14 protein-coding genes are annotated in these 17,896 nt (G+C 46.4%); 6 read left to right on the forward strand and 8 right to left on the reverse strand.

Translation table 11 applies throughout. The features are described from left to right. Positions 1-94: 94 nt before the first annotated feature. A complete protein-coding gene (gene trpS / locus K1Y79_RS13710; protein ID WP_220250647.1) occupies positions 95-1,099 on the reverse strand; it encodes a tryptophan--tRNA ligase in 1,005 nt (334 codons plus the stop codon). Between the two features lie 108 nt (positions 1,100-1,207). Between trpS and gatC the strand changes: the two genes are divergently transcribed. From gatC to K1Y79_RS13725, 3 genes are read left to right on the forward strand one after another with little or no spacing between them, the layout of a single operon-like run. Beyond that, positions 1,208-1,498: an Asp-tRNA(Asn)/Glu-tRNA(Gln) amidotransferase subunit GatC gene (gene gatC, locus K1Y79_RS13715; protein ID WP_220250648.1), complete on the forward strand. Its 291-nt coding sequence runs from the start codon at positions 1,208-1,210 to the stop codon at positions 1,496-1,498. A gap of 24 nt (positions 1,499-1,522) precedes the next feature. Beyond that, positions 1,523-2,242 carry an ABC transporter ATP-binding protein gene (locus K1Y79_RS13720; protein WP_220250649.1) on the forward strand — a complete coding sequence of 240 codons (720 nt, stop codon included), beginning with the start codon at positions 1,523-1,525 and terminating at the stop codon, positions 2,240-2,242. Between the two features lie 10 nt (positions 2,243-2,252). Continuing rightward, entirely contained in the window at positions 2,253-2,816 is a 564-nt protein-coding gene (locus tag K1Y79_RS13725; RefSeq protein WP_220250650.1) for a cob(I)yrinic acid a,c-diamide adenosyltransferase, read from the forward strand. An 8-nt stretch (positions 2,817-2,824) separates the two neighbouring features. Here the strand turns inward: K1Y79_RS13725 and K1Y79_RS13730 are convergent, their stop codons facing one another. Continuing rightward, a complete protein-coding gene (locus K1Y79_RS13730) occupies positions 2,825-3,469 on the reverse strand; it encodes an ABC transporter ATP-binding protein (protein WP_236059594.1) in 645 nt (214 codons plus the stop codon). Between the two features lie 139 nt (positions 3,470-3,608). Here K1Y79_RS13730 and K1Y79_RS13735 point away from each other — a divergent pair, with 139 nt between their 5' ends. Continuing rightward, positions 3,609-3,830, forward strand: a complete 222-nt coding sequence (locus K1Y79_RS13735) for a DUF2795 domain-containing protein (protein ID WP_012794455.1) — start codon at positions 3,609-3,611, stop codon at positions 3,828-3,830. A 411-nt stretch (positions 3,831-4,241) separates the two neighbouring features. Here the strand turns inward: K1Y79_RS13735 and K1Y79_RS13740 are convergent, their stop codons facing one another. From K1Y79_RS13740 to K1Y79_RS13760, 5 genes are all read right to left on the reverse strand, one after another. Continuing rightward, complete coding sequence (locus K1Y79_RS13740) at positions 4,242-5,054, reverse strand: enoyl-ACP reductase FabI (RefSeq protein ID WP_220250651.1); 813 nt, start codon at positions 5,052-5,054, stop codon at positions 4,242-4,244. Positions 5,055-5,135: 81 nt separating this feature from the next. Next, positions 5,136-6,785 carry a DNA repair protein RecN gene (recN, locus tag K1Y79_RS13745; RefSeq protein WP_220250652.1) on the reverse strand — a complete coding sequence of 550 codons (1,650 nt, stop codon included), beginning with the start codon at positions 6,783-6,785 and terminating at the stop codon, positions 5,136-5,138. Between the two features lie 88 nt (positions 6,786-6,873). Further along, positions 6,874-8,361 (reverse strand): tetratricopeptide repeat protein, encoded by a 1,488-nt coding sequence (locus K1Y79_RS13750; protein WP_220250653.1) that lies wholly within the window; start codon positions 8,359-8,361, stop codon positions 6,874-6,876. 148 nt (positions 8,362-8,509) lie between these two features. Beyond that, positions 8,510-9,262, reverse strand: a complete 753-nt coding sequence (locus K1Y79_RS13755) for a zinc ribbon domain-containing protein (RefSeq protein WP_220250654.1) — start codon at positions 9,260-9,262, stop codon at positions 8,510-8,512. A gap of 8 nt (positions 9,263-9,270) precedes the next feature. Beyond that, positions 9,271-10,365 (reverse strand): Nif3-like dinuclear metal center hexameric protein, encoded by a 1,095-nt coding sequence (locus K1Y79_RS13760; RefSeq protein ID WP_220250655.1) that lies wholly within the window; start codon positions 10,363-10,365, stop codon positions 9,271-9,273. Positions 10,366-10,408: 43 nt separating this feature from the next. On the opposite strand from K1Y79_RS13760, the gene K1Y79_RS13765 reads away from it, so the two are divergent. Then, the gene (locus K1Y79_RS13765) at positions 10,409-11,926 is read left to right on the forward strand and encodes a carboxypeptidase M32 (RefSeq protein WP_220250656.1); all 1,518 of its coding nucleotides are present in this window, start codon (positions 10,409-10,411) and stop codon (positions 11,924-11,926) included. On the opposite strand, the gene K1Y79_RS13770 is transcribed toward K1Y79_RS13765, so the two are convergent. Then, positions 11,921-12,589: a rhodanese-like domain-containing protein gene (locus K1Y79_RS13770; RefSeq protein ID WP_220250657.1), complete on the reverse strand. Its 669-nt coding sequence runs from the start codon at positions 12,587-12,589 to the stop codon at positions 11,921-11,923. The genes K1Y79_RS13765 and K1Y79_RS13770 overlap by 6 nt on opposite strands. 381 nt (positions 12,590-12,970) lie before the next feature. Here K1Y79_RS13770 and K1Y79_RS13775 point away from each other — a divergent pair, with 381 nt between their 5' ends. After that, entirely contained in the window at positions 12,971-17,842 is a 4,872-nt protein-coding gene (locus tag K1Y79_RS13775; RefSeq protein WP_220250658.1) for a PKD domain-containing protein, read from the forward strand. Positions 17,843-17,896: the final 54 nt, after the last annotated feature.

A 17,896-nucleotide genomic window follows, 5' to 3' on the forward strand; every position in this document is an offset into this window, starting at 1 on the left:
AGCAAGTGATCAGTTGACAACCTAAAATTTACAAATTATTTGATTATCAACCGGAAAAACTTGCAACCGCTAAAGGTAGTATTATAACGAGTTATTAATAGTAGTGAATGCCTATGAGTTTTCTCGCTTTCTGCAAAGTCTGTGCCGCACTTTCCCTTGCCTTTTCCGCACCTTCTTTCATAATACGATTCAGGTAAGCCTGGTCATTCTGCAATGCAAATGCTTTTTCCCTGATAGGTGCAATAAACTTCACCATATCCTCTCCCAGCTGCGTTTTCATATCACCATAACGGATAGTCTGATTGTCATAACTATCTCTGAAATGTTTGATCACATCAGGTGCAGACACCTGCTCCATCAACAGGAACAGATTTTCAATACTTTCCGGCATAGGCGCACCTGGTTCGGTCGGGCCGCTATCTGTTTTTGCCTTCTTTACTTTTTTGCGGATCAGTTCATCATCATCAGACAAATACAGGGTAGCCATCTGATTTTCACTTTTACTCATCTTTCCTGCACCGTCCAGGCTTGGTATTTTTACCAGGTTATCACCGAAGTTAAATGCTACCGGTTCAGGGAACAGTTCACCATAACGGCTATTAAAACGCTGTGCATAATTACGCGCCATTTCCAAATGCTGCTCCTGATCTTTACCTACCGGCACTTTTACAGCGCGGTGTATCAGAATGTCAGCACTCATCAGCACAGGATAAGTTAACAGGCCTGCATTTACGTTCTCAGGCTGTAAACGTACTTTATCTTTGAATGTAGGCACCTTTTCCAGTTCGCCCATATACGCCAGCATGTTCAGCAGCAGGTATAATTCTGCAATCTCCGGCACGTCGCTCTGTGCATACAATGCCACTTTTTCAGGATCAAGGCCGGAAGCAATATTTTCTGCCAGTACACGGAACACATTGCCGCGCAGGTCTTTAGGATCAGGATGTGTAGTCAGGGAATGCCAGTCAGCTACAAAAAAATAACAGTTAAAAGTTTCCTGCATCCTGATGTAGTTACGGATAGCTCCAAAATAATTGCCTAAATGTAAATACCCGGTAGAGCGGATCCCGCTTACCACTATTTCTTTTGATGTAGCCATAATAGGGTGCAAAATAAGGAATTTGCCCATTATGGACTATCGACTATTTAAGGTAACTTTAACGCGGACCTCGTCCAAGAATTATTAATTTTTCATTTAATTTGATTTATGGAAGTGAATGAGATGCTGGTACAGCAACTGGCAGACCTGGCAAGGCTCCAATTCAGCGAACAGGAAAAAGCGGAAATTCAGGGAGATCTTCAACGTATGATCACCTTCGTGGAAAAGCTGAATGAGCTGGATACCACTAACGTAAAACCATTAATACACATGACTGCAGACAGGAACGTGCTGAGAGAAGATGTGGTAGTACCTTCCATAACCCGGGAAGAAGGATTACAGAACGCGCCTGCTGCCAACGATCAGTACTTTAAAGTACCGAAAGTTATCAGGAAGTAGAATCAACCTATAACGCAATAATCTATGCACCCAAATTCCGTCATCCATTTAGAACAGATCCGTAAGAGCTATTTCATTGGTAAAAATGAACTGCCTGTACTGAAAGGTATCAATCTGGACATTTTGAAAAATGAATATGTAGCGCTCATGGGACCTTCAGGTTCCGGTAAATCTACGCTCATGAATATGCTGGGCTGCCTTGACACGCCTACCAGCGGCAGCTACATATTAAGCGGTCATGACGTAAGTAAAATGGAAGATGATGCGCTTGCAAGGGTGCGGAACAAAGAAATAGGCTTTGTTTTTCAGCAGTTTAACCTGATGCCTCGTCTCAGTGCACTGGAGAATGTAGCGGTACCACTTATTTATGCAGGTATCAACAAAAAAGACAGGGAAGATAAAGCCCGGTTCATGCTTGAAAAAGTAGGCCTTGGTCAACGGTATAAACATAAACCGAATGAACTCTCCGGCGGACAGTGTCAACGTGTGGCTATTGCCCGCGCACTTGTAAACGACCCTTCACTGATACTGGCAGATGAGCCAACCGGTAACCTGGATACCAAGACTTCAATAGAAATCATGGATATCTTCGGTAAAATCCACTCCTCCGGTAATACAGTGGTGCTGGTTACCCACGAAGAAGACATTGCCGCACATGCCCGCCGCGTAGTACGCCTTCGCGATGGTCTTATAGAGTCTGACAGGCTCAATGAAGTAACACTCACCGAGGCTGTAAAATCCTGAAACTCCGGTCATGGCTTTTAAAATCTACACCAAAACAGGCGATAAAGGTAAGACTGCCTTAATTGGCGGTACTAAAGTACCTAAAAGCGACCTTCGCATTGATGCCTATGGCACTATCGATGAACTTAACTCGTATATCGGGCTGGTGAGTGATTACCTGACTGCCCATCCTGATACCGTTACCTTACTTCGTGAGATACAGGATCGCCTGTTCACTATAGGGTCTTCATTGGCCTGCGATCCGGACAAGGATACCAAAATGCGTATTCCTGACCTGCATGCGGCTGATATTACGCTGCTGGAAGAGCAGATGGATAAAATGAACGAAATACTGCCAGAGATGAAGTCGTTTATCATCCCTGGCGGTCATGTGGCAGTCTCTACATGCCATATTGCCCGTTGTGTGTGCAGAAGGGCGGAACGCCTCTGTGTAGGTTTGCAGGAACAGCAACAGTTCATTGAACCGCTGGTGTTGCAATATGTGAACCGTTTAAGCGATTATCTGTTCGTTTTAGCCCGTTGGATAGGACATACCTTCCAGGTGGCAGAAATACCCTGGAAAGCCCGAATCTGAGGCATACTTTACAACTGATCTATCTGCGGAGCAGTGATCTCTCCCACTATTCCCCCGTCCTTCATTACCAGCTGCCTGTTACTCATAGGTGCCAGTTCTTCGTTGTGTGTGACAATGATGAATGTTTGCTGAAACTTATCTCTCAGATCTATAAACAGCTGATGCAGCTCCCTGGCATTTCTCGAGTCCAGGTTACCAGTAGGTTCATCCGCCATGACAATATCAGGTTGATTTATCAGTGCGCGGGCTACCGCTACTCGCTGCTGCTCTCCTCCGGATAACTGGTTCGGCTTATGCTCCAGTCTGCCGGAAAGGCCAAGTACTTCCAGCAGGTAAGCTGCCCTTTCCCTGACTGCCGCTTTGCGGGTACCCGCAATAAAACCAGGTATACAAACATTTTCCAGGGCAGAGAACTCGGGCAGCAGGTGATGGAACTGGAAAATAAAGCCCATATGCTTGTTTCTGAAGTCAGCCAGTGCATTCCCCTTTAATAAGCCAAGATTCACATCATCCAGCCATACTTCGCCTGAACTGGGCGTATCCAGGGTACCCAGTATATGCAACAGGGTACTCTTTCCGGCTCCGGAAGAACCTACAATAGTGACGATCTCTCCTCTGGATACCGAAACACTTACACCTTTCAGTACGTGCAAGTTGGAATAATTTTTGGTTACATTGCGTGCGGTTAGCATACTCAAAGAAAAGTAAAATAACCTTTAAAATAGTAATAGTTGTTTATTTCAAATTAAATAATACTTTTGCGGAAATTCAGAAAGTAAAAATTTCGATAACATGTACTGGACCTTAGAATTAGCTTCATACCTGGAGGATGCTCCATGGCCAGCTACGAAAGACGAATTAATAGATTACGCCATCCGCTCCGGTGCACCGATTGAAGTGATTGAGAACTTACAGGAACTGGAAGACGAAGGGGAAATTTATGAGGGAATAGAAGATATTTGGTCTGATTATCCGTCGCAAGACGACTTTTTCTTCAATGAAGATGAGTATTAGACGGACTATTTTCCATTATTGTTGCCTCAGCAATTCGCCTATGCTTAAAAAATTTAGCCGTTCCTTCTGATAGAGGGGAGCGGCTTTTTTATATCCCGGTCGCCAGTTATCCGCTGATGACCGGTGGATATACTACCCGGTAAACCGGACTGATTTCAGATACCTATACTTATCAAGAATAGCATGGTCTGATAGCAGGATTTTATTGCGCCGGACTTTTCAGTATTTTAAGTTGTTTTGATCTTCACCATCCTACGTTCATCCTACGTTACAGAACGTAAGATGAACGTAGGATGGTAAAGACTAAAGCGGAAGATAGTCAGCCTTATCTGCCCGATAAGCGAAAACAGAAACGCCATGAGTAAGGTAATAGTACCTCGCTCATGGCGTTTAATTATTTACTGTGGAGAATTACTTTTCCATCTGTGCAATTACCTCAGCGGATACGCCGGTAAATGAGAAACCACCATCATGGAACAGGTTCTGCATAGTGACCATTCTGGTCAGGTCAGAGAACATGGACACACAGTAGTCAGCGCACTGTTGTGCAGTAGCGTTACCCAGCGGACTCATTTTCTCAGCATAACCGATGAAGCCATCAAAGCCCTTTACACCGCCACCAGCAGTAGTTTTGGTTGGAGACTGAGATATAGTGTTCACACGAACTTTCTTCTTGAAACCGTAGTGGTAACCGAAGCTGCGTGCTACTGACTCCAGCATGGATTTGGCATCTGCCATTTCGCTATAGTCAGGGAATACACGCTGAGCAGCGATGTAAGTCAGCGCTACAACAGAAGCCCACTCGTTCAGTGCATCCAGCTGATAAGCCGTCTGCAATACACGGTGCAGGGACATTGCTGAAATGTCAAATGTTTTATGAGAGAAATCATAATCCAGGTCGGTGTAAGATCTGCCCTTACGCATATTGATACTCATACCCACAGAGTGCAGTACGAAATCTATTTTGCCACCAAAATGCTCCATGGATTTAGTGAAAAGGTTTTTCAGATCATCCATATTGGTAACATCAGCGGGTATAACAGGAGCATTACACTGTTCAGCCAGTTTGTTGATCTCTCCCATGCGTAACGCTATAGGAGCGTTGGTAAGCACTACTTCGGCGCCTTCTTCCACACAACGTAATGCTGTGCTCCAAGCCATAGACTTCTCGTCCAATGCACCAAATATGATACCTTTCTTTCCTTTTAATAAGTTATGAGCCATTGGGTTCAAAAATTAATTTCGGCAAAAATAGCTGTTATAGTTGAAAAAAAAAGATTAATTGAAAAGCGTTCAATGGATTAGCTATTTTACCAGCTCCCTTGCATTTTCCAGTGCTGCTGCTGTAGGCTTCTCTCCACTCAGCATCTGGGCTATTTTATTGATACGTTCTTCTCTTGTGAGTAGTCTTACGTTCGTCGTCACCTTACCCTCTCTGGCATCTTTGAATACAAAGTAATGTGCATCCGCCTTACCGGCAATCTGCGGCTGGTGAGTGATACAGATGATCTGATGGCCACGTGCCATGTCTTCCATAATGAAGCTGACCTGTCTGGCAGCTTCGCCGGAGATACCTGTATCAATTTCGTCGAAGATGAGTGTTGGCAGCGCTACTGACTTTGCTACCAGCGACTTGATGCATAACATCAGCCTGCTTAACTCACCACCGGAAGCAACCTTGCGGATCGGTGCGAACTGGCCACTTTTATTAGCATCAAACAGAAATTCGATCGTATCCTGCCCGTAAGGGTTGAGTGCCCCTTGTACAATAGCAGCTTTCAGGCGGGCATTCGGCATACCTACCTGTGCCAGCAATTCGTTCACCTTCTTCTCAAATGGCTCGGCTACTTTCAGGCGGGCAGCGGTAATAGTTTCTGCCAGCTTTTGCAGTATCTCTTTCAGTTTAGCCAGCTCTGATTCCAGTTCGGCCAGGGTATCATCCAGATTCAGTACACTTTCAATGCTGGCAGCAAGACCGTCCTGGATAACCAGTAATTCTGCAGTGGTCTGCACACCATGCTTCTTTAGCAGTTTGTAACCGACAGACAGCCTTTCGTTGACATGCTCTATACGTGCGCCGTCAAACTGTACCTGGTCATTCATATGACCTATTTCAGAAGAAATGTCCTGCAGATCCACATATACTGACTGCAGGCGCTGCGCCACAGCCGGCGCATCTTTATGATAGGAAGCCAGTGCCTGCACAGAGGACTGGATTTGTTTAAGTTGTTGCAGAATAGGTTGTTCATCTTCTTTAAGCTGAAAATACACCCTGCTGAGTGTATTACGGATCTCTTCGGCATGGCTGAGTACCTTCAGTTCAGCATCCAGGTCTTCTATTTCATTGGCAGCAAAAGAAGCATCGCTCAATTCATCCAGGAGGAACTTGTTATAGTCCAGCTCCTTATTGGCGTTGTCACGTTGGTCCTGTAACTGTTTCAGCTGCCGCTGGATCTGGCTGTAACGCTGATAGTGCTGCTGGTATTGCTGCATAACTGCCGGCTGATTAGCCAGCGCATCCAGTACTTCACGCTGGAAGTCAGAGGTTTCCAGTTCATGCGTATCAAACTGCTGGTGCAGATCCACCAGGTACTGACTTAGTTCAGTCAGCTGACCCAGGTTTACCGGCGTATCATTGACAAAAGCGCGGGACTTACCTGCAGCACTGATCTCCCGGCGAATGATCAGCTGATCTTCCATATCCAGTTCATGCTCCTGGAAAAAAGCAGCTACCTGAGACTTTTTTACTTTGAACAGTCCTTCTATCACACATTTGGACTCCTTGTTCAACAGCATGCCCGGATCCGCCCTCTCCCCCAGTATTAATGACAACGCACCCAGCACAATTGACTTACCGGCACCTGTTTCCCCTGTTATTACATTCAGGTTGCCGGAGAAATCTACTTCCAGATGATCAATGATCGCGTAGTTTTTGATAGTTAGTTTCTGTAGCATAAGGAGTATTGGAAATACGAATATATCACATCGGATTATTCCGCAAATTAATACAACCGGTACGAAGTGTATCTGCGTAGTGACAGCCTCAACCGCCGCTCAGTCTTTGGATTCCGGCCTTCGCGCGCTGATCAAGCGAGTTTTTATAATCGTGCCCTTTCATGTCCAGACAGGACTGGTAATATTGCCTGGCTTTTGCTTTATCATTGCGCTTTTCGTATATATATCCCATCTGTAATGCTGCTCTGGCGGCGAAGTGTTCTGTTCTGTTAGCACCTGTTTTTACAGTAGCTTCGTACATCGTGATTGCATTGTCGTCCTGCCCTATTTCATCATAAATACGGCCCAGACGATAGGCATATTCCAGCTTTTCTTCCATCAGCGGAAAGTCTGCCGCCCGCTTAGGCTGCAGCAGCTTTAATGCTTCCTGGAAGAAACCGCCGTCGCTCAGCAAACGTGCCTTCAGCAATAACTGGTTAGGCCATCTGCCACTCTTGGCGTCTTTGAGGGCCTGCTTGTCTGCATCTGTCTCTGTATTCCCCCTGGTCAATATCATATTGCGGTATTTATTAGCCGCATCCATATTTCCCCGGAGATAATAGTACCAGCTTAACCGCTGCAATCCCTCTTTCAGATAAAACCGGCCTTTGAACCGGTCTATGAATTTCTGCAAATAAACGTTCGCATCGTCATCCTGCCTGCAAAGCTTCAATTGCCCTAAGACATAATAAACATAGGGAATCTCTTCGAATTGCACGCTGTCATTCCGTTCAGTCAGCACTTTTATACCCAGCGACGCTTTCTGATTGTTCATGGCAATGTTGGCAACCATCAGGGCAAAAAGGTAATTATTTTTTGTGTCCAGTTGGTATTTCTGGATAAATGTCCAGACGTCTTCCGGCTTATTCTCCACAAACAACTTCAGGTAGCAGTAGTAATAACTGGCTTCGGCCTTGAACGGACGGGCCACTTCGGTATTACTGTCGATCACCTGCTTCACCATCTGCATCCCATCTTTGATCGTACCTTTCATACCCAGCGTATTCGATATCCAGCGATAGCCTTCGGGAATAGTACCAAATACTGTCTGCATGGAACCGACCAGCATATTGTTAGGAAGGAATTGCGGAAATTTCTTCTGATTCTCTTTCAGTAACTGGTATGCCTTACGGATTTCCCATACTGCATCCCACTTTTCGTTGAACTTTACCCTTACCATTCCCCACTGAAAACGGATGGCTGCCTGTGTATAAAGGTAATATGGTGAATTAGTAGGTCCACTTTCCATCCTGGACAGACGGGCTGCTCTTAATGCCTTCTTCTGCGCATACTCCGCCGGGTCTTCATTAAAGAAAAGTGTGAAAAAGTCAGCATAATTCTCCAGGAAATACGGCATGAGGTTATCCGGATGGGCCTTTTTCTCTTCTTCCAGTAATGCAGCGCCGGCATCAAGTCGTAGCTGCATAATAGCATCATAGGCCTGCTGGCATCGGGTATTAAAATCATAGACCTTTTGACGGCCTGTTACAGAAATAGTAATATTCAACAAAAATCCCAGCAGGAAAAGTATGCGCATGGACAAAAATATATCTGATTAATAACTCCGGGCCTATCTACCAAATTCCAAACCAAACTTTCATTCACACGCTGTCCGGAATGTAAAAGTCCCGGCATATAAGCCGGGACTTCTGCACTATTAAAAGTAAGTTCGTTACAACGCGCTGTTAGATAGTCACTGTTGCATCCAGATCATTATCAACCAGGATACGACCGCAATGTTCACAAACGATGATCTTTTTACGCTGACGGATCTCTGCCTGACGTTGAGGAGGGATCGCGTTAAAACAACCACCGCAGGAATCACGGGAGATGGTTACTACTGCCAGACCATTACGATAGTTTGTACGGATCTTTTCGTAAGCAGCCAGCAGACGAGCTTCTACCTTCGTACGGGCTTCATCGCTCTGTTTACGGAAACCATTCTCTTCTTTCTCAGTTTCAGCAATAATCTTTTCCAGTTCGCCTTTCTTATGCTTCAGGTTAGATTCTTTATCACCGATCAGTCTTTTCGCAGACTCCAGGGCACGGCTCTTGTCCTTTACCTCTTCGTTTGCGTCTTTGATATGCTTCTCAGCCAGTTTGATCTCCAGAGACTGCATTTCAATCTCCTTAGTGATAGCTTCGAATTCACGGTTATTCTTCACATTATCCTGCTGCTTCTCGTATTTCTTCATCAGGGCCTCTGAGTCCTTGATTGCATTCTTCTTGTTGGTAATAAAGTCCTGGATACCACGAATTTCATCCTCTACATGAGACAGACGGGTGTTCAGACCTTCAATCTCATCTTCCAGATCCTTAACTTCCATCGGCAACTCCCCCTTCAACACCTGGATTTCATCCAGTCTGGAGTCCATCTTCTGTAGCCTAAGTACAGACGCCAATTTTTCTTCTACGGAGTATTCTTTTACAGTAGCCATGTATGTTTTTATAAGTAATTTACCGGATTTGTACGAATTGTAGATTTAAGAGGCGCAAAATTAGGGAATTTTTCGGTCAATATATGATAAAATAATTCAACCGTAAACTGCTCACTCTCGAAATGACCTACATCCGCTATAACAATTTGATTCTCAGCGTCAAAAAATTCATGATATTTGAAATCAGCCGATATATAGGCATCTGCACCTGCCGCTATTGCCTTCTTTAACAGGAAGCTGCCAGCTCCTCCACACAAGGCTACCTTCTTTACTGGCCTGCCTCTTAGCGGGGTATACCGCACGCAGCCCGTATTGAACTGCTGCTTCACCCATTGCAGGAAAGCGGCTTCCTCCATTGGCGCATCCAGCTCACCTATCAGCCCCGAACCCACCTGTGCATAAGCATTCTCCAGCTTCACAATATCATAGGCTACCTCCTCATAAGGGTGGCTGCCCAGCAGCGCTTTAACCACTGCATGCTCCAAATATACGGGAAAAATTACCTCCACCTTTGTTTCAGGCTCCATATGTCGCTGACCAATAACTCCTACATGCGGCGAAGTACCCTCCCCTGCTTTGAATGTACCATTCCCCTCCACACTATAACTACACTCATTGTAAGCGCCTATATGCCCCGCGCCTGCTGCAAAAAGGGCCGACCTCACTTTTTCTGCCTCTGCATGTGGTACAAAGGTGTACAGCTTGCGCAGTAACTCCCTCTTCGGAGCCAGTACACTGCATTGCTGCAGATTCAGCCGGCGCGCCATCATATCGCAAACACCACTCCGTACATTATCCAGGTTAGTATGTGCTGCATAGATCGCAATATCATTCTTAATGGCTTTGATAACCACCCGCTCAACGTAATTGTTCCCATTGATCTTTTTAAGTCCGCCGAAAACAATCGGATGATGCGCCACCACCAGATTACACTTTTTCTCAATAGCTTCATCTATAACGGCTTCTGTAGCATCCAGCGTTAGTAAAACGCCCGTCAGCTCCCAGTCTGCCTGCCCAAACAGCAGTCCTGCATTGTCGTAACTTTCCTGGTATTGTAACGGTGCAAATGCCGCAATGGCATTGGTGATATCCCTGATCTTCATATTGAGCGGTAATTTACCCCTACTTTTGCACAAAATCAACAGCATGGAACAGACTACCTCTTCTGCAGCAAAACGATACGAAACCTACAAAGGTAAGATGCAGCAGATCGCTGACATCCGGAATGCGATTGCCGTACTTAGCTGGGACCAGGAAACCTACCTCCCGGAGAAAGGGGCTGCATTTCGCGGACAACAGATCACTTCTCTCAGCACCATTGCGCATGAACTCTTTACTTCTGCTCAACTGGGAGAGTTGCTGGAATCGCTCGACAATGAAAAGCAAACACTGGACACTATCGCTGCCAAAAACGTAAGCCTCTCCCTTGAGGACTATCGCAAAAACACAAAATACCCGGCCGCATTTGTTGCTGAACTGTCAAAGACTACCAATGAATGTTATCATGCGTGGATCAATGCCAGGAAAGAAGGCAACTATGCTGTATTCGAGCCCGTACTGGCCCGGATGGTAGAACTGAAGAAACAGGAAGCTGATATTCTGGGATATGAAGGGCACCCCTACAATGCCTTGCTCAATGAATATGAAAAAGGCGCTAACACCGCCATGCTGGATACCATCTTCAACGATGTAAAATCAGCCCTGACACCCCTGCTGCGCAGTATCGAACAACAACCACAGGTAAATAAGGACTTCCTGCATCTTCGCTATGAACGCAATAGCCAATGGGAGTTCGGTATTCAGCTACTGAAAGCCATGGGATATGATATGGCTGCCGGCAGACAGGACATCTCCGAACATCCATTCACAACCAGCTTCAGTCCGCAGGATGTCAGAGTCACCACCCGGATTGACGAAAACGACTTCGGCAACATGACCTGGAGCTGCATCCATGAAGGCGGACACGCACTATATGAACAGGGTCTGGACCCTGCCTCTTACGGCCTGCCATCCGGAGAAGCTACCAGCCTCGGTATTCATGAATCGCAATCCAGACTGTGGGAAAACAATGTAGGACGGAGTCAGACGTTCTGGCAGCATCATTATCCACAATTACAGCAGTTATTTCCTGATAACCTGAAGCATATAAGCCTGCGGGATTTTTACAAAGCCATCAACCTGGTACAGCCATCACTCATCAGGACTGAAGCCGATGAACTGACTTACCACTTCCATGTAATGGTACGGTATGAAATAGAGAAAGGATTACTGGATGGAACCTATCGCACCCGCGAGCTGAGAGATGTATGGAACAGCTATTACAAAGATTTCCTGCATGTTACCGTACCTAACGATACACAAGGCATATTACAGGATATCCACTGGTCACATGGTAGCTTCGGTTATTTCCCCACGTACTCCCTGGGAAGTTTCTATGCTGCGCAGTTCTTTACAGCTGCACAACAACAGCTGCCAGGACTGGACGGACAGATTGCCACGGGTGAATATGGTGCATTATTGAGCTGGCTGCGCGAACAGGTACACCGTCACGGCCGCTGCTTCACCTCTAATGAGCTATGTGAGAAAATAACCGGAGAACCATTGAATTTCAAATATTTCCTGGACTATGCGACGCAGAAGTTCGGTGATATCTACGGATTATAATTTATCAGATACACCTTTTTTGCGCCACACTTCCCTGCCATCTTTGTATAAAATGAAAGTAGGCAGGGAAGTCGCATTTATAGACTCCATTACCTGTGTATCGCGTCCGCCGTCTACTTTTACCAGACGCACTGTCTTATTCGCTTTCAGATAAGCATCCAATACAGGCTGCATTTTACGGCAGGGAGGGCACCATTCAGCACCAACATCTACAAGTACCTCGCCTTTCCCGATAGCTGTTCTGAAATCTTCCACACTCAGCTGTTTCGTGTCGGCTACACCTTCCACAGGTTGTCCGGCCTGCTTCCAGGCATTGATCCCACCATTCAGTTCCACTACTTTCTTAAAACCATTGTTGCGCATCCAGGCGGCAGCTTTTGTACTCCGTCCTCCGCTGAGACAATAAACGTATACCGGCTGCTCTTTATCAAGGTATCCAACCCGCTCTAAGAACTCGCCCTTATTCGTGTAATCTGCCTGTAGCGCGTTGTGCAGATGGCCAGTACTAAACTCGGCCGCTGTACGAACATCAAAAACCTGTACATTTTCTTTTTCAATAGACTGCTGAAACACAGGCACTTCCACCTGCTGGCCCCTTACAGCGCCGGCTACTAAAGTTAGTAGTCCTCCCAGGGCAACACATACATAACATTTATAAATCATATTTTTGCAATATATTGTTGAGTTTGGATTTTGTGCAAATCGTTCGTTAATGGCTGAGCTGGAATAACTTTTGTGAGATTAGGACACAGCCCCGAACTGATTACGCAACATATTCATACTGTACTTATGGCCTTCGCAGTTACGCTGACCCGGAAAATATCCGGGGCAAGATACGACCAGCAGGCGAACAAGCAACGAACAAGGGACGAAGACAAGGTGGACTTGATTACTCCAAGCGACGAACTAGCGACGGCCAAGCGACGAACAAGTAACTTTTTTTACCACCGGACACAGATTAGCAAGTATAACACATTAATTTTTTTCATATTTACCTATTTTTCACCGAGCTGAAGTCATTATGACTAAGGCCATATCCGAAAAATGAAACACCATTACCTACGCCAACTTAAACACATATTACGTGCAGTCGCATGTTTTATTGTGTTATTTCTGTTTTCCGGTGCCAGGACACAGGCACAAAATACAGTAGCATTTACTGCCGACAACTGGACAGGTTGCGGCGCTGTTTTCGTTCAGTTTGTCAATCAATCCACTCCCGTCGGCACTGCTTCCTGGGACTTTGGTGATGGCGGGGCAAGATCAACATTATGGAATCCGTCACGTACTTTTAACAGACCGGGTACCTTTAATGTAGTACTGACAGTAACCTTTCCAAACGGACAAACAGCCAGTACCCAGCATATTGTCAATGTATACGCCCGGCCTACCGTACAATTTTCATCGACACAGACAACAGGATGTACGCCGCTTACTGTGAACTTCCGCGACCAATCAACCGCGGGAGACGGCACCATCTCAAATATCAGCTGGGACTTTGGCGACGGTAACGGCGCTACCGGCTCAACAGCCAGTCACACCTACAATAGGGGCGGCGGGTTTGTAGCTACCTCTATCGTTACCAATAGCTTTGGCTGTACCGGTAGCGGCTCGCAGGTGATACAGGCTAATCCTACTCCGGAGGTTGCCTTTACCAGCAATACCCAGGGAGGTTGCCGCACACCGACTACCGTCAATTTCACTAATACAACGACGCTTAATACTGCCGGACCACTTCCGGCTGTGAACTATACCTGGGATTTCGGTGATGGCACCACTAGCACAGACATGCATCCATCCCATGACTACACCACCACGGGTAACTTTAACGTATCCCTGACTGCCACTACTGCCGATGGCTGCACCCGCACTGTGACCATCCCTAACTACATCAGGGTTGCCACTATGGCAGCAGATTTTAACATTGCCAGCAGGCCCTGTACCGGTGGTGATGTGACCTTCCGCAACACTACTCTACCTGCGCCCGTATCCGCCACATGGACATTTTCAGACGGCCAGGTGGTAAATACCATAGATGCAGTGAAAAACTTCACCACTGCAGGAACCTACTCTGTAACAATGCGCGCCATCACACAAGATGGTTGCGAGGCCATTGTAACAAGAGACTTCACTATTTCAACGCCTCCGGATATTGACTTTACCATGAATCCGACTAGTTCCTGCGCTATACCGGTGAATATACAATTCACTACTTCAGGCACTGGCGCTGATACCTGGGCATGGGATTTCGGGGATGGCGGAACATCTGCTCTCCAGAACCCATTGCATAACTATACCGCAGAAGGAGATTACAGTATAAAAGCAGTGGCTACCAATGCAGCAGGTTGTGTTGACTCAGTCACTCACCCAATCACCATCAGGAAACCGACATTGACCATTATTGGTGATAACAGAGGCTGTGTACCTTTCAATGCCAGCTTCACGGCAACTGTCAGTGGCACTGACCCTATTGCTTCTTACAACTGGAGCTTCGGAGATGGTACTACCTCTACCGACGCAACGGCTTTACATACCTACACCCGTCAGAACAGATATGTGGTTACCCTGGATATCGTGACCGTAGGAGGCTGTACACAAACTGCTACTTATGAAGTAAGAGTAGGCCGTCCGGTAATACCTGATTTTACGGTGGATAGACAGAGTGGTTGTCAGCCGACAATCTTCAATTTCACAGACTTATCTACACAGGTAACCGGCATGAGCTGGGAATGGACATTCTATGAGAATACGGGAGCTAACGGTACTTCCAATCAGCGCAACCCGTCTTATGTGTTCAATTCTCATGGCCTACATGATGTATCACTGACTATTAACAATAATGGCTGTATACGCACTACCACCAGACCGGCATATATTGAGGTATTTCCGCCGGTGGCATTCTTTACAGTAGGAACGGTAGATTGTAATGCACCGCTGGTACGCAGCTTCACTGATGCCAGTGAATGGGGCGCTGATACTTTACCAAGATCCTATACATGGGATTTCGGTGATGGTACAACAGACAATACACCTAACCCGTCACACACCTTCCCGGGTGAAGGCACCTACACCGTGGTATTAACAGTATCCAATACAGTATGTACTTCTACTTACTCTACAACAGTCAGGGTGCTGAATGAGAAACCTGTGATTGCTGTTGATCAGGATACTATCTGTCTGGGCACACGAGTGAATTTCTCTACACCATCTATCGTAGCGGGATCGGTAGCTTCCTACCGCTGGACGTATGGAGATGGCCGTTTCAATACCAGTTCACCAAGACCTGGTTATACATACAGTACACCGGGCCGTTACCCTGTGGCATTGGCTACTATAGATATCTACGGATGTCGCCATGTATCCGATACGTTGTTCATTGAGGTGAATGGTGCAACAGCAAGATTTACCGCGTCAGCACGCCGATGCAGAAATGAAGCAATAACATTCACAGATGCATCTACTGTACGTACCGGTAATACCATCACATCCTGGACCTATGACTTCGGAGATGGAACACCTCCACAGGTATTTACTACACAGCCGGTTACTGTAAACCACAGTTATAGCGTCATTAATGACTACCAGGTTATCTTAACCGTTACTGATAATACAGGTTGTGTGGACACGGCTATGCAAACCATCAGCATTGCTAATATTGTCGCTAATTTCAGTGCCAATACAAATATTGCCTGTCTGAATACCCCATTCCAGTTCAATAATGAATCCATCACAGAACCACTGACTTATGCATGGTCTTTTGGTGATGGTGGTATAAGTACAGACAGAACGCCAAGACATACTTATACAGCGCCTGGCAGATACACCGTGACGCTGGACGTTACGAATGCTACAGGGTGTACAGCACGTACCGAGACAGTAGACTTTGTACGGGTACCTAATCCGGTTGCTGACTTCTCAGCACCTATAGTAGCCGGGGATATTTGTCCGCCGGTAAACGTACAGTTTACCAACCTTTCCTCTGACTATGAAAGGCTGTCCTGGTCATTTGGAGACGGTTCTTCGTCAGACGAGGAAAACCCTGTGCATAACTACATCAGACCGGGTCTGTTCCCGGTAACACTGATTGCCTATTCAGAAGGTGGTTGTGCAAGCGCAGTAGCGGGTCCGAGAGAGATTTCCATAGCAGGTCCGGACGGTAGTTTCTCTGTTTCAGTAGAGGCAGGGTGTGTACCGCTGACAACCTCCATGACAGCAGTATCGCCTACAGCGCAGCGGTTCATCTGGGATTTCGGTGATGGTTACACCGTACGTACGACTACGCCGGCATCTCCTTCTTATACCTATCTGAAAGAGGGCGTTTATTTCCCGGTAGTACTGTTGGAAGATGAGAGAGGCTGTACCGTACCGGCAGCCGGTAATCCTAAAGTAGTGGTAGATAAGATCACGGCAGCCTTCGGAATGGACATCACCCATGCGTGCGACGGAGGTATTGTATACTTTTCTGATTCAACAAGAGGTGTATCGATAGAGGATGGTAGTCCGGCAACATTCCTGTGGGACTTTGGCATTCCTAACCGTACAGACGATGTGGCCACAGGGCCTAACCCTAGTTTCCTGTTTGACACACCGGGTACTTATACAGTAAGGCTTACCGCAACCAGCCGTTATGGCTGTGTGTCAGATACAACCATGCAGCTGATCATTGAAGAGAGTCCGATGGCCGGAATCATACCAGTAGCACCAGTATGTCTGGGCACACCAGTACAGCTGGCAGGTATTGATACCATGAATCTGGCTAATACCAGCTGGAACTGGAGCAGTAATGGCATACAGTATCCGATGCAGACGCCAGGCCTGATTACTTACACACAGCCTGGTATTTATCCCGTACAGCTGATTATTACCAGTGCCAGTGGCAGGTGTATGGATACAGCAACTATTGATGTACAGGTAGCGCCATATCCGACCTTGAATCTTACACCAGCAGCAGCGAGCATCTGTCGTGGCGAGTCTGTGAATCTGCAGGCGAGTACAGAAGCAGGAGTGACTATCAACTGGACAGATTATAACATTTCAGATCCAACCAGTCCATCACCGGTAGTAACGCCCGACCGGGACTTCACCTATCATGTCACAGCAGTTAATGCAACAGGTTGTGCCGCTGAAGGGGATGTACGGATTACTGTATCTCAGCCATTCTCGTTGCAGGCAAACAATGCAGATGTATGTACCGGAGGAGCAGTGCAGTTAAATGCAACAGGAGCAGTCACTTATAAGTGGTCGCCGGCTACAGGACTGAATAATACAGATATCAGCAATCCGATGGCAACACCGGAGACCAATATGACATACCAGGTGGTGGGTTATGGCAATGATAACTGTTTTACAGACACCGCCATTGTGACCGTTACTATACATGATGCACCGACAGTGAATGCAGGCGATGATATGACAATACCGACAGGTACTACCATACAGTTGCCGGTAACAGGCAGCACCGACATCAGTGCTATTGAGTGGACCCCTGCTTACTCCCTGAACTGTGCAGATTGTTTGTCGCCACTGGCAACACCGAGAGAGAATACTACCTATCATGTAACTGTCCGGAATGCTTATGGCTGTACTGCAATGGACGATGTAACTATCAACCTGGTATGTTCATCCGGAACAGTATTCCTGCCTAATACGTTCTCGCCTAACAATGACGGCCAGAATGATCTCTTCTATATCAGGGGTAAGGGCATCAAACAGGCTAAGTCCTTCAAGATATATAACCGCTGGGGACAGCTGATATTTGAGAGGACCAACTTTAACATCGAAGACCCTTCATTTGGCTGGGATGGCCGCGTGAATGGTCTGGCCGCCAACCCGGACGTATTTGTATATGTAGCAGAATTACTCTGCGATTCAAACGAAGACTTCACTATTAAAGGAAACGTAATGCTGATCAGGTAAGGTAATTACCTGTCAGCATCTCACCGAAACATATGACCATAAAACTTGCCAGCA

Origin of the sequence: Chitinophaga rhizophila, from assembly GCF_019492185.1 — a bacterium.
Taxonomy (GTDB): domain Bacteria; phylum Bacteroidota; class Bacteroidia; order Chitinophagales; family Chitinophagaceae; genus Chitinophaga; species Chitinophaga rhizophila.

Bases quoted from the DNA above. Each gene is read 5' to 3' on its own strand.
- trpS (WP_220250647.1), bottom strand. From the start codon at position 1,099: ATGGCTACATCAAAAGAAATAGTGGTAAGCGGGATCCGCTCTACCGGG.
- gatC (WP_220250648.1), top strand. From the start codon at position 1,208: ATGGAAGTGAATGAGATGCTGGTACAGCAACTGGCAGACCTGGCAAGG.
- K1Y79_RS13720 (WP_220250649.1), top strand. From the start codon at position 1,523: ATGCACCCAAATTCCGTCATCCATTTAGAACAGATCCGTAAGAGCTAT.
- K1Y79_RS13725 (WP_220250650.1), top strand. From the start codon at position 2,253: ATGGCTTTTAAAATCTACACCAAAACAGGCGATAAAGGTAAGACTGCC.
- K1Y79_RS13735 (WP_012794455.1), top strand. From the start codon at position 3,609: ATGTACTGGACCTTAGAATTAGCTTCATACCTGGAGGATGCTCCATGG.
- K1Y79_RS13740 (WP_220250651.1), bottom strand. From the start codon at position 5,054: ATGGCTCATAACTTATTAAAAGGAAAGAAAGGTATCATATTTGGTGCA.
- recN (WP_220250652.1), bottom strand. From the start codon at position 6,785: ATGCTACAGAAACTAACTATCAAAAACTACGCGATCATTGATCATCTG.
- K1Y79_RS13750 (WP_220250653.1), bottom strand. From the start codon at position 8,361: ATGCGCATACTTTTCCTGCTGGGATTTTTGTTGAATATTACTATTTCT.
- K1Y79_RS13755 (WP_220250654.1), bottom strand. From the start codon at position 9,262: ATGGCTACTGTAAAAGAATACTCCGTAGAAGAAAAATTGGCGTCTGTA.
- K1Y79_RS13760 (WP_220250655.1), bottom strand. From the start codon at position 10,365: ATGAAGATCAGGGATATCACCAATGCCATTGCGGCATTTGCACCGTTA.
- K1Y79_RS13765 (WP_220250656.1), top strand. From the start codon at position 10,409: ATGGAACAGACTACCTCTTCTGCAGCAAAACGATACGAAACCTACAAA.
- K1Y79_RS13770 (WP_220250657.1), bottom strand. From the start codon at position 12,589: ATGATTTATAAATGTTATGTATGTGTTGCCCTGGGAGGACTACTAACT.
- K1Y79_RS13775 (WP_220250658.1), top strand. From the start codon at position 12,971: ATGAAACACCATTACCTACGCCAACTTAAACACATATTACGTGCAGTC.